This is a genomic window from Bacillus sp. N5-665, assembly GCF_022637375.2.
GTDB classification, from domain to species: domain Bacteria; phylum Bacillota; class Bacilli; order Bacillales; family Bacillaceae_G; genus Bacillus_A; species Bacillus_A wiedmannii.
Genome location: NZ_CP093325.1, coordinates 2,108,429 through 2,121,453 on the forward strand (window position 1 = coordinate 2,108,429; position 13,025 = coordinate 2,121,453).

At 35.0% G+C, this 13,025-nt stretch carries 9 protein-coding genes; 6 read left to right on the forward strand and 3 right to left on the reverse strand.

Annotation, left to right across the window (positions count from 1 at the left end; genetic code table 11):
* Nucleotides 1-151: 151 nt before the first annotated feature.
* Together MNO09_RS13360 and MNO09_RS13365 are read right to left on the reverse strand one after the other, a co-directional pair.
* Nucleotides 152-1,429: a histidine--tRNA ligase gene (locus MNO09_RS13360; protein ID WP_000425317.1), complete on the reverse strand. Its 1,278-nt coding sequence runs from the start codon at nucleotides 1,427-1,429 to the stop codon at nucleotides 152-154.
* 280 nt (nucleotides 1,430-1,709) lie between these two features.
* A complete protein-coding gene (locus MNO09_RS13365; RefSeq protein ID WP_000490861.1) occupies nucleotides 1,710-3,503 on the reverse strand; it encodes a hybrid sensor histidine kinase/response regulator transcription factor in 1,794 nt (597 codons plus the stop codon).
* 268 nt (nucleotides 3,504-3,771) lie between these two features.
* Here MNO09_RS13365 and MNO09_RS13370 point away from each other — a divergent pair, with 268 nt between their 5' ends.
* From MNO09_RS13370 to MNO09_RS13395, 6 genes are all read left to right on the forward strand, one after another.
* Entirely contained in the window at nucleotides 3,772-5,934 is a 2,163-nt protein-coding gene (locus MNO09_RS13370; RefSeq protein WP_088107070.1) for a serine hydrolase domain-containing protein, read from the forward strand.
* Nucleotides 5,935-6,137: 203 nt separating this feature from the next.
* The gene (gene ybaK / locus MNO09_RS13375; RefSeq protein ID WP_070168969.1) at nucleotides 6,138-6,614 is read left to right on the forward strand and encodes a Cys-tRNA(Pro) deacylase; all 477 of its coding nucleotides are present in this window, start codon (nucleotides 6,138-6,140) and stop codon (nucleotides 6,612-6,614) included.
* A gap of 568 nt (nucleotides 6,615-7,182) precedes the next feature.
* Complete coding sequence (locus MNO09_RS13380) at nucleotides 7,183-8,148, forward strand: hypothetical protein (protein ID WP_241950169.1); 966 nt, start codon at nucleotides 7,183-7,185, stop codon at nucleotides 8,146-8,148.
* Between the two features lie 412 nt (nucleotides 8,149-8,560).
* A complete protein-coding gene (locus MNO09_RS13385) occupies nucleotides 8,561-9,319 on the forward strand; it encodes a DUF975 family protein (protein WP_000579983.1) in 759 nt (252 codons plus the stop codon).
* A 638-nt stretch (nucleotides 9,320-9,957) separates the two neighbouring features.
* Entirely contained in the window at nucleotides 9,958-11,082 is a 1,125-nt protein-coding gene (locus MNO09_RS13390; RefSeq protein WP_000659031.1) for a helix-turn-helix domain-containing protein, read from the forward strand.
* Between the two features lie 12 nt (nucleotides 11,083-11,094).
* On the forward strand, nucleotides 11,095-12,111 hold the full coding sequence (locus MNO09_RS13395) for an alpha/beta hydrolase family protein (protein WP_140399223.1): 1,017 nt from the start codon (nucleotides 11,095-11,097) through the stop codon (nucleotides 12,109-12,111).
* A gap of 257 nt (nucleotides 12,112-12,368) precedes the next feature.
* Here MNO09_RS13395 and MNO09_RS13400 read toward each other — a convergent pair whose 3' ends face one another.
* Nucleotides 12,369-13,025 carry a GAP family protein gene (locus tag MNO09_RS13400; RefSeq protein WP_000536410.1) on the reverse strand — a complete coding sequence of 219 codons (657 nt, stop codon included), beginning with the start codon at nucleotides 13,023-13,025 and terminating at the stop codon, nucleotides 12,369-12,371.

Consider the following 13,025-nt stretch of genomic DNA (forward strand, 5'->3'; position numbering starts at 1 on the left):
CTAAAACAATCCATATCTATATATTACCAAAAATAATAGGTAATTGGATATTAAATACTTGTGGTTTTTAGTAGAATATAATTATTTTATGTTAACTAATTGTTTCGTAATCTATAAAATAGAAAAACCACCCAAACGAGGGTGATTCGTATTATAAATAACTACTTAAAGAAGAAAGGGGAACCTTCACCTCACTACCTTCCTTCATATTCCGTAGCATAACGGTTTCTGTATTAAGTTCTTCTTCTCCAATAATAAGCACATAAGGGATATTCTCTTTATTTGCGTAATTAAGGGCACGTTTTAATTTGCGTCCTGCTAGTTCGAGTTCGACTTTTAAGGAAGTGGTAGAACGTAATTGCTGGGCAATTTGTAAGCATTGTAATTCTGTCCCGAGTGGGATGATAAATATATCCGCTGTAGATGATATCGTTTCTTTCTGTGAGAGTGCTGTATAAATAACGTCTAAACCGAATGAGATACCGACTGTTGGATAGCTCATATTATCGCCACGGAATGCCCCAATAATATTATCGTATCGACCGCCGCTACCGATGCTGGATGTAATCGAGCCGTCTTTTAGAAAGATTTCATATACGGTGCCTGTGTACATTGTAAGTCCTCGTGCTAAAAATGGATTGAATATAGCATTCTCATTTATTCCAAGGGCAATCAAATATTGTTGTAATTGTTGTAATTCGTTTACTCCTTCGGCAACGAGTGGAGTATTGAAAGCTTCTTTAAAGTCAGCAATTGAAAGCTTTAGACAAGATAAAACGGTATTACATATCGTATCAGCCATTTCTTCAGTAATTCCGCGCTCTAATACATCTTTTCGTACACCATCAATCCCAATTTTTTCGATTTTGTCTAATGATAAAATTACGTCACTCGTTAGTTCACTAGGGATGTTAATGGACTGGAGAATACCGTTTAACAATTTTCGATTATTATATTGGATTGTTACTTCTAAGTTTAACGTTCGGAACAGTTCAAATGCCATGCTCATAAGTTCCGCTTCTGCCATGACTGATTCTACACCGACTATATCAACGTCACATTGAATAAACTCACGAAATCTTCCTTGTTTAATTGGCCCATCTCGAAATACTTTTCCAATTTCATACCGTTTAAAAGGAAGGCGAATGTTCGGATTCATTGCCACGACTTTTGCGAATGGAATTGTTAAATCGTAGCGTAAGGCAAGGTCACGTTTTCCTTGATCTTGAAGCGTATAAATTTCTTTTAAAATTTCATCGCCACCGCCGTACTTGTAAGACATAAGCTCATACATATTTAACGTTGGTGTTTCTAACGGTTTACATCCGTATCGTTCAAACGTGTCTTCACAAGCTCTTTTAATTTTATTTCGCAACACTTGTTCCTCTGGTAAATAGTCTTTCGTTCCTTTTACATTTTTCATTTCCATTGTAATCACTCCTTTTTAAATTAAAAAAAGCTATGCAGGTATAAAAATACCCACATAGCTTTATGAACGCTTCGTGGGTCAACAGGAAAAGCCCTGTACCCACGAAGAAAAATTTTTCTTCGGATACACGGCGTTACGTATGATGATGAAGTTGGAAAGAAGTATTAACATTTCGCATGACAAATCTCTCCTTAACATAAGTTTTTTCAAATTATATCAGATGATTTTTGAATTATCAATATTTTTAGTTTTGAAGCGAAATGTATTCATTGCACATTGCCTACAAGATGTTTTCTGTTCGTGCCATTTTTATCGCTTCTTCACGATTGTTAACACCTAGTTTTGAATAGAGATTTGAGCAGTAATTACGGATTGTTCCTTCAGATAAAAATAGCTTAGCTGCAATAGATTTATAGCGTAATCCGTTTGATAAATGTTCTAAAATTTCCATTTCCCGTTTTGTAAGTCCGTATGGAAAAGTTTGTTTAGTTGATTTGATTTTCGCTAATTGCTCACGTTGAAGTTTCATTTCTTCAAAAATGCGTGTAGCAACTGATTGGTCAATCCAAGTTCCACCGTTATAAATAAGTTTCAAGGCCTCCTTCATTTCTTGTGGATGAATAGATTTCAACATGTAACCTTCAGCTCCATGCTCTAGTGCAGTTGATGCTTGTAAGGAATCTTCAAATGTTGTCATAAGTACAATCTTCATATTAGGCCAACGTCGCTTCATTTTTAGTAAAGCCTCAATACCATTCATTTCTGGCATCTGAATGTCCATTAGTACAATGTCAGGTTGTAATTGTTCACATAATAGTAATGCCTCAGATCCATCGTATGCCTTCCCAGCAACAATAAAATCATTTTGGTTCTCTAAAATTTGCTCTAAACTATTTGTAATAAGTGCCTGATCATCAACGACCAATAAGCGAATTATGTCATGTACAGGTTTTGTTTGTAATGGAATATTACAAACAATTAATGTTCCCTGTTCAACATTAGACTGAACCGATAATGTCCCCTGAACTTGTTCAAGTCGCTCTTTCATTCCACTGAGTCCAAAGCCAAATTGAATTTCTTTCATTCCAATCCCGTTATCTTCAATTTGCAATCGAAGTTGTTGGTCGTCGAAATGTAGTTGAACGGATATGTTGCTCGCTTTACCGTGCCGAACAGCATTTGTTAACGACTCTTGAAGACAACGGTATAGGCAAAAATTCACTTTTTGCATTACAAGGGTCTCGTTTCCGATCATACGAAATGTAACGGTTGTACCTGTAGATTTCATAAATTCATCTGTTAATTGTTGTAGTGATTCACTTAATGAATTATTAAGTGGATTATGAGATAGCTCATGTAGATGCTTTCGAATATCATTTAGACTATGCTGAGCAATACTGATAAGGGAATCAATTCGTTCAGACTGTGAATCCGGTACTGATGATCTTAGTGATGTGACGCCAGCGATGAGAGAAGTAAGTGTATGACCAATTGTGTCATGTAGTTCATGTGACAGTCGATTACGCTCTTCTATTAAAGTAAGCTCTTCAATCCTTTTAATATGTTGCTCTAATAGTAGTTTTTGCTCTTCAATAATTCGAGATTGCTTATGATACTGAATTAATATATTAAAAGAGATGCCAATGGCAAAACCGAGACTACAACTAACGATTAGTTCATATGGCGGTCGGTTGGCAATCCAAGCATTCAATAGCGGGAATGCAAATCCACAAAAAATACCGCTCCATATGTAATTATTTTGATTACTACATAGTCCAATAATGATTACGAGTAAAATGAAAGACCAAAGTAAATTTGGAGCTATGGATGCTAAGTAAAGATAAAAACAACCCGCAGTGATAATATCGAATGCAGGGTACCATTCTGGTTTCTTATATCGAATAATTAATGGTACAAGGTAAACGACAAAAGTGAGAGAAAGTACAATCATACTTGATGTATGAATGGATGTTGGAAACATAAAATTAGCGCTGATAATAACAATTAGCCAAAATGTTCGTATGAGCACAAATATCCAGTCATACCAAATCCATTCTTTTGTGAATGAGAACATAAATTAAGCACCTACTTGTATTTTAAGATTAATTATCAATGATTCAGATTCATCATGTAACATATCTTTGAAATCGTCAATAGAAAAACAGTCAACAAAGTATGTCATATGAAGCAGTTGACAGTTTGTCACATGTTTTATATGACATTTTTGCATAAAGCGTCAAAAATAAATTAAAACGTTTTGTCACTATGTGATTTAACAATATTGAAGGTAAGGTGAGGGAGTGAGGCAACAGAAAAATTTAAAATAATAGGAGCGATGCATAATGAAGTCATTTATCTTAAAAAAAGGAACAGTCCTTACTTTAACAGGAGCAATATTGGTTGGAGCATTAGCAATACCTTCTTATGAAAACGTACATGCGGTAAACAAAAGCACATCAATTGAACAAGTTATTGATAAAGCTGCCGATGTAAAGGATATTCCAGGAGTTATTGTTACTGTGAAAAATGGAGGGGCAAGTTGGGCATATGCTTCTGGGGAAGGTAATATTGAGAGAAATCATAAAGTAGATGCTGATTCTACTTTTAGAATTGGGAGCACAACGAAGACCTTTGTAGCTACAGTAGTATTGCAGCTTGCGGGTGAAAAGAAGTTAAGTCTTGATGATACGGTAGAGAAATGGTTGCCAGGACTTATTAAAGGGAAAGGCTATGATGGCAGCAAAATTACGATTCGCCAACTATTAAATCATACAAGCGGAATTGCTGATTACTTGACTCCAGATCTTAAAGAGAAATTAATAGAGAATCCAAGTGAGAATTATACAGCGGAACAATTAATTTCTCGTGCCTTACAATTAGAACCAGTAAAAGGATGGTCATACTCGAATACGAATATGGTCATTATTGGATTAATTATTCAGAAAGTAACAGGGGAATCATATGCTGAGCAGATACAAAAACGAATTATTGATCCTCTTAGTTTAAAAGAAACGGTACTTCCTGGAAGCTCAATGGATATTCCGAAAAAAAATGCCCGTGGCTATTTAAATATGGGAGATAAATTAGTAGATATTACTTTGTTTAATCCCTCATTTGCTAATGCTAGTGGTGAAATGATTTCGACAGGAGAAGATATGACAACGTTCTTCCGTGCCTTATTAGGTGGTAAATTACTAACACCGGAAATACAGAAGGAGATGATGACTCACACAGTAGATACCCCATTAGGAAAGTATGGACTTGGTATTCACGCAACAAAATTACCAGATGGTACTGAAGTATGGGGACATGGTGGTGGTATCCCTGGTTTTACTAACTTTGCTGGTGGAACGAAAGATGGTCAGCATGTTATCTCGATAAATATTAATGTATTAGGCGCAGAGAAACAGATTAATAATATTTTAGCTTCAGAATTTGCAGCAAAATCAAAAAAGGAACCCACTGATAAGGAAAAGAAAAGTAAACATCGAGAAGAAGTACAAAATGTAATGGATCAAGTAGTAACGAATAAAAAAATTCCTAGTGTTATAGCTGGCGGATTAAAGGACGGAAAGCGTTGGTCGTATGCGACAGGAACAGCTAGTTATGAGATGCCACGCCCTGTAGAACCGAATTTTTCGTTCCGTATCGGGAGCATAACGAAGACTTTCACTGCTTCTGTTGTACTGCAATTGGCTGAAGAGAAACAATTAAACCTTGATGATACAGTTGAAAAATGGTTGCCGGGAGTTATACAGGGTAACGGATATGATGGGAGTAAAATTACAATTCGTCAGTTATTAAACCATACAAGTGGGATTGCAGCATATACTGATTTAGATATGCGGGATATTACATTGCCTCAAAACCCATTTCGTTATTATAGTACCGATGAGCTCATAAGTTTAGCACTTGCAAAGCCGCCTGTATTTGCACCAGGGGAGGGCTGGAACTATTCAAACACAAATACTGTTATAGCCGGGGAAATTATTCGGAAGGTAACAGGGGATACGTATGCGGAGCAAATTAGAAAAAGATTTATTGAACCGCTCGGGTTAAAAGAGACATTCGTAATGGAAGCAAGTTCGCACATACCGGGTAAGCATGCGAATGGATATAATATGGATAGATCAGGTCGTTTATATGATTTGACAGAAATTAATCAGTCATGGGCAAATGCAGCTGGAGATATGGTTTCAACAGTGGAAGATTTGACTACATTCTTCAGTGCACTGTTGGGTGGGAAGCTCTTAAATCAAGAGCTAATGGATCAGATGTTCACAACAGTAGATTCGCCTATAGGTAAGGTTGGACTAGGAATTTATGAAGAGAAAACATCAGACGGACAATCGTATTGGGGACATGCTGGTGGGACTTTTGGATTTGAAACAAGAGTCGGTGGACCTATTGGAGGAGAACATATTTTAGTAACTGCTATTAATGCAGTCGGTCCAGAAGTCATTACAGGCAGGGATAAAATATTTAATAAAGAGTTTAGACGTTAAATGAAAAATCGACATCGAGCCTTCCGTTTGAAGGCTCGATGTCGATTTTGTCTATGTGATTTTAAATTTAATGGGAAATAAAATCTTTGTAGGATGATGCATAAATATATCTACAAAAATGTGAAGTTATGCAGGTGAAATGGAAAAGGGTGTATAATAAAAGAAAACTTAATAATATGAAATAATCTTTTAAGGAGACCGCTATGAAAAAAGATAAAACAAATGCGATGCGAATATTAGATAAAGAGAAAGTCGAATATTCGATGATGTCATATGATCCAGACGATGGAAAAATTGATGGCGTATCAGTAGCTGAGAAAATTGGACGAGAAGTGAGAGAAGTATATAAAACGTTAATCGCTCAAGGGAATAGTAAAAATTATCATGTGTTTATCATTCCGGTAGATGAAGAACTGAACTTGAAAGCAGCAGCAAAATTAGTTGGTGAAAAGAAAATTGAAATGATTCCTGTGAAAGATATTACGAAAGTATCAGGGTATATTCGCGGTGGTTGTTCACCAGTCGGAATGAAGAAGTTATTATCAACATGCATTGATGAGAGTGCGCAATCGCTTGAAACGATGATAGTAAGCGGCGGGAAAATTGGTATACAAATTGAGCTGAAAGTGGATGATTTGGCAAAAGTGACGAGAGCGCAGTTTGGTGAAATAACGAAATGATTATACATAGGGAAAGAAGTTCTAGTTTTAAAGGATAATTAGCTCATTATGGGGACTGATTATCCTTTTTTATATATTTTTTTGCTACTGATAACGATAATTATGTAAGTAAGCTGTTCACATGGGCAGCTTATTTTATTTTTCCGTATAGCATAGATTATTTTGGAAAATGCTGACGGTATCCCTGGGAGTATGAAAAAACAACAAAATACTAAACTTTAGAAGTTAAATAAAGGATGATCAAAATGTAAAAAGACATTAAAGCTATTAAATTTTAAAACCTAAAAACAAGCATAACCCCGTTCTAAATTTAGGGCGGGATTAAAATATTTTTATTATTTGTGAACACTAAGGTTTCTGGTAGGGGAGTGTCTTAATTTAAAATTGGTGATGTGCTAGACTTTATGAGGGCGTTTCGCAGAACTGTTCCAATATGTGTTACTATTTAGTTGTTACATCAATAATTACTAAAATAAGGTAAAGTGTATAGGGATGAGGAGACTAGCGATAAGTTTAGTATCTGAAAAACCTAATTTTACTGGTCAGTGAAGGGGGATCTGTATTTGATATGTTAAAAGATGATATTATTTTGGATAAGCTGCAGCAATTTGTTTCTGAGGAATCTATTCAACGCCAAAGTATGAAGAGTAGCTTTGCTGACTTTATACTGTCATTTGGTGAAACGTCGAAAGCTGCAAATTGGATAGTTAGCTATATCGAGAGCTTATGTCATGCCAAGCATGATAAGGGTGTTTACACTCAAATGAACAACCCTGAATTAATTGCTGATTTGTTAGAAGTGGCTTATGAAAGTTTGAGTAGGGACGCTGATTTGCAACCATACGTTACGCAAATCACAAGATTATTGTATATTGACAAGAAGGAACGAGATATGTTAGATTCTGAACGCGATGTTCAGTACCGGGCAGCTGTGATGTTGGATAAATTAATTTCCTTAAACGTTTCGTTGCCACCGGAAGTAGAAGAGTTGGTGTTATCGGATTATTATAGACAGGATATACCGACAAAAGAGTTCATTTGTAGTATATGGAGGAGATTGGCTGAAAGAGGCACTAATATATCTAATCATATAAGTTCACTAGTCATCAATGTTAAGAACCACGAATCTGCTACTCTCACTAATAATAGTATACTAGCTTTATGGGCATGCATTCGCAGGGGATTCTTTGATACACCTATCCCTGATAGTAATCAAACTTATCACGTATGGCTTTGGCACATGACTACAAGCTGTGTAGATAAACTGAAGAAAACATACGAGGAACCTACCCGCTCAGTGGCAGTAGGCTGTCTTCTTGAAACTGTAAGGATATATCCGGAGGCTCAATCTTTGATTCTAGAGTGCATGGATAAATGGGGAATTGCAGAACCAAAGCGTCCACGTAGTGATTTTCAACGAGATTTAAAAGAGCTTTTTTCACGTTGCGAAAATCATCCAGACATAAATTGCTTACCAGAGAATTATGTTATTACTAAAAGAGGAATCATGTCGAGAACTAAATCTAACTCGTAATTCAAATAACGTAAGGATCGTACGAATCACATTTGATTATTTTGAAGAATGCTGACGTCCCAGGAAGTATAAAAAAGCAACAAAATACCAAACAAAATTATATGAAGCGAGATACCATATAATTGTAATAGATGCTTTTTACGAATTTTCAATAGATAAAACTAAATGAAAAAATAGGTAAAAAAGTGGAGGGGTATTTATCTAAATATATAGAATTTTTAACAAAAATTCATAATTATGTTATATAATGATGTTAACAAACTATATTTTAGGCATTACCCCCGATTGTGTAGAATAAATGATTTTTTGATGAGTTAAAGTGTTTGGCTAAAAGAACTTGTAGCGAGGCCTTGCTACAAGTTCTTTTATTTTTTCAGTAAAGGAAAATAAGAAAAAAGAAGGGGACACAAGTATGATCGGAAATTTAAAGAAAGCAGCATTGAATTCGTTAGATGGGAAATGGGGGGTAGGTATAGGAGTATCAGCTTTATTCTATTTTGTACCAACCTTAAGTGCATCAGCAATCGCCTTTTTTATGTATTTAATATTCGTACTGTTTATCGGGATAATTGGCCCTGATGCATTATTTATTTATTCAATAGGTGGGCAACTACAAGTAGATCCAGTAGCACTTGCTGTACTTATTCTCAGTTATATTGGTTTAGGGGTGGTATGTTTCCTAATTTACAGTGTTATACAAGGTATCTTTAATTATGGATATTCTGTTTTTACTTTACACTTAGGGAAACAAGAAGAAGCTAAGGTAGACGATGTATTTTCAGGATTTAAAAAGAATAATTTGTTTAAATCAATGAAGTTAGGTTTGATGCAAGCTATTTTTCTTTTTTTATGGAGCCTATTACTTATTGTTCCAGGTATTATTAAATATTTTTCTTATTCCATGTCGTATTACATATTAGTTGAGAATCCTGATTATACAGCAAGTGAAGCATTGAGAGAAAGTAAAAGAATAATGAAAGGACAAAAGTTAAAATTATTTGTTCTTTGGCTATCATTTATTGGTTGGTTTTTATTAGCTGCATTTATAGGAATGTTTACGTTTAATCTATCATTTATTTTCATTTCTCCTTATTACAATACAACTGTCTCACATTTTTACTTAAATTTAATTAAAAAACAGGATATTGGAGAAGCGAAGGTAAGTATATAAATAAGAAGAAAGTGTAGAATAGGTGAAATGTATACTATTCTTAAAAGTGGGTATGCAATTAAGCATATCCGCTTTTAATATTATGTTAAAAATCGGGTATATTATGTTTGTTATGATTTGAGCAAGGGTACCGGAAACATGTTGCAAGTTGGAGTGAATAGGGTAAGGATATCGCAAACATGTTGCAAGTTTAATAAAATAGGTATAGCACCACATCACTTTCAAGCTACGGTTATAAAGTCCTCCTAATCAAAAAAAATATCTCTTTACAATTATTTATGAGCATTTAGTTTAGCTTTATCAATCATATAATTACCTACCTTTTGCATTTAATATATCATTGTAAAGACAGAAATGGGTTATGGCTATAATTCTATATAGGCTTTTTCGGCACCTGGGACTTTAAATTTATTTACATTATATTCGCTAATTGTATATACCTTTATCTCTTCAAAATCTTAGCTAGATGGCTATGTATCGGTATCCCACAATAAAAAGGCAGGAACATATCACAAATATGTTCCTGCCTTTCATTGTAGAGAGATGTTTCCTAACAGTTGATTTTGTTAACGAAAGTCGACTTCAAATCCATATTTTGTATGAAATAAAAGCATATAATAAAAGTATGAGGTGATGATGTGAAGGAGATAAACATTCATAAAATAATTGCAGATAAGAGAAAAGAAAAGAGAATTACACAGGAAGAGTTAGCGGCGTATATCGGTATTACGAAGGCGTCTGTTTCCAAATGGGAGACGGGGCAGAGTTATCCGGATATTACATTTTTACCACTGTTAGCATCGTACTTTAATATAAGTATAGATGAACTAATCTGTTATACACCGCAAATGGGACAGGAAGATATTAGAGATTTATATCATAGACTAGCGGAAGCTTTTAGTGAAGAACTGTTTGATGAAGTAATGAAGGAGTGCAGAGAAATAATCAAAAAATATTATTCTTGTTTTCCATTATTACTTCAAATGGGACTACTTTTTATTAACCACCATATGTTAACAAAGGATACGGATAAAAGAATTGAAATGTTAGAAGAGGCAATGTCCCTTTTTAGCAGGGTGCAGGAAGAAAGTGATGATGTTTCTCTTGTAAAAGAGGCGGTATCGTTTCAAGCAACTTGCTATCTTATACTCAATAAACCGAATGAAGTATTGCAATTGCTTGGCGAAACGATACGACCTAACGTCCCAGCGGAAGACCTAATCGCACAGGCGTATCAAATGCTTGGGAATACTGAAAAAGCGAATAAAATAATGCAAATTAGTATGTATCAACATTTAATACAACTCGTTGCAACAATACCGAATTATGTAGTAGTAAATGCTTCAAACGCTGAAAAGGTAGAGTTAATTTTATATAGAGCTTTCATGTTAATAGATATATATGAAATAGAAACATTACATCCCAATATGACTTTAAAAGTATACTATGCTGCTGCACAAGTATATTGTATGCAAGGAAATTTTGAAAGAGCATTAGAAATGTTGCAGAAATACGCAACAGTTTGTGCAGCTAGTTTCACATTAAATAGCCTTCATTTACATGGCGATTCCTATTTTGATGCGATTGATGAATGGTTTGCAGAATTTCCACTCGGTGCTAAAACGGTTAGAAATGAAGAGATTATAAAGCGGAGCATGTTACAAAGTATTGCAGAGAATCCAGTTTTCGCTCCGATGAAAGATGTAAGAGAGTACAAAAATATAATAGCGAGTTTGAAATTTAAATTGGATATAAAAGAATAGAGGGGGGACAAAATGATGATCTTTGATGAATATGAAGTAGCGATAAATAGTGAATTTACTTTGCATGGTACGATTACTAAACCGAAAGCTGACGGGAAGTATGCTGCTGTTGTCATTATCGCTGGATCTGGAGAGATTGATCGTGATGGAATGATTGTACCGTTAAAGCTTGTGTCGAATATTTACAAAGATTTAGCACATGTAATAGCGAGGCTTGGAGTAGTAACGCTCCGCTTTGATAAGCGCGGAGTAGGAAAGAGTGAGGGAGAATTTCTGAAGACTGGAATGTGGGATTTAGTTAGTGATATAGAGGCTACGATTACGTATGTAAAGGAACAACCATTTGTTGATTCGGAAAATATCATTTTAGTTGGTCATAGTGAAGGGTGTATGTTAGCAACTGTAGTAAACGCAAGAACACCAGTTGATGGACTCATACTTCTTACAGGAGCTGCGGAATCGTTAGAAGAAGCTACGAAAAGACAAAGAGAGATTGCTTATAAAGAATTAAAAGAACAAAAAGGAATAAAGGGAAAACTCATGCGCCTTCTTAATGTAGAGAAACGTGGAGAGAAGCAGATGGAAAAAATAAAAGAGAAAATGATGAATACAGAAAAAGATACAATTAAAGTAGGTTTTAAACCGATGAACGCAAAGTGGTTTAGAGAGCATTTTCAGCATGATATTTATAAAGATTTACAACAAGTAACATGTCCAGTGCTAGCTATTGCTGGTGATAAAGATATTCAGGCTGATCCTGAAAAAGCGAAACGAATTGATCATTATGTGAAGGGTGATTCTGAAGTACATGTAGTAAAAAATATGGATCATAGTTTGAAACGTTTTGAAGGGGAGTTCAGAGCTTTAGAGTTTAAAAAGAATTATGAAGAAGGGGCGGGAAAGCCACTTCACCCGATGCTGGAAGAAATAATTGTGAATTGGATAAGTGCGAATTTTATCTCGCATAAGATCCCTGCATCAACATTAAGTGAATATGAGGGAGATGGAAAGGAGAGTAACTGTCTGTAAAAGACGGATTGGTTTAGATTAATAATAGGTATAAGTTCAAGCACATCTCCCTGATTGTACATTCTATAGTAAGATAATAAACTTTTGTTATTAGATCGCTATAGAAAATCCTCTTATTCAATCTGATATGCTACTAAATTCTGTAGAGGGGTGTTTGTATAAGGTTCGAAGTATAAATTCATATTCCGCTTCAAAACTTTTATCTAAATCAATATAGGTGTAGGCTCAAAATAAAGTTAGAACAATTATACAACACTCTACAAATAATCCAGGCTATTTAATATTAAGAGGAAGCCAACTATACACATAATCCATGACAGCGCTGCCCCTGAATGATTAGCGATTTTCATTCGAAACCTCTCGAGAGGTTTTTGCATCCACCGACCAAACAGGAGATAGAAGAGAAATAGCACGAGAGAGGGCAATACCATAATAAAGTTGTATCCAGCTAAAATAGAAGACCATTCTACCCATGATAGATTAGAAGTAGTTAGTATGCCAATTGCTACAAAATAAGGAAATGCAGTTCCCGCTTCAATTAATGTAGTAGTGAATCCGAGCGCAATTATGGAAAGAATGCTATTTGATTTTGGTGAAGGGAACTTTGAACTTTTCTTTGGTGGAATATAAAAGCTTGCGATGAATAATAGGGCTCCAATAATAAATAATGTCCAGCTTACGATTCGGTTTTGAAATACGCCAGAAATAATCTCAAATAAAAAATTTAACCCTAGCATGAGTGAAACTCCAACAACAAAATAACATCCAGCTACCGTCAATAAATAAACGAATAAACGTTTCGTGAGACGCTCTTTATCTGTTAAAAGTAGATATATTGTTACTCCTATTGTAGTAGGGCTTAGCGTGTCCAATATAGCTAATCCGCCTATTAGGAGAAGTTGTTCTGTACCCAT

Coding starts and splice junctions, on each gene's coding strand:
- MNO09_RS13385 (WP_000579983.1), top strand. CDS start 8,561: ATGATCGGAAATTTAAAGAAAGCAGCATTGAATTCGTTAGATGGGAAA.
- MNO09_RS13365 (WP_000490861.1), bottom strand. CDS start 3,503: ATGTTCTCATTCACAAAAGAATGGATTTGGTATGACTGGATATTTGTG.
- MNO09_RS13360 (WP_000425317.1), bottom strand. CDS start 1,429: ATGGAAATGAAAAATGTAAAAGGAACGAAAGACTATTTACCAGAGGAA.
- MNO09_RS13395 (WP_140399223.1), top strand. CDS start 11,095: ATGATGATCTTTGATGAATATGAAGTAGCGATAAATAGTGAATTTACT.
- MNO09_RS13370 (WP_088107070.1), top strand. CDS start 3,772: ATGAAGTCATTTATCTTAAAAAAAGGAACAGTCCTTACTTTAACAGGA.
- MNO09_RS13400 (WP_000536410.1), bottom strand. CDS start 13,025: ATGGGTACAGAACAACTTCTCCTAATAGGCGGATTAGCTATATTGGAC.
- ybaK (WP_070168969.1), top strand. CDS start 6,138: ATGAAAAAAGATAAAACAAATGCGATGCGAATATTAGATAAAGAGAAA.
- MNO09_RS13380 (WP_241950169.1), top strand. CDS start 7,183: ATGTTAAAAGATGATATTATTTTGGATAAGCTGCAGCAATTTGTTTCT.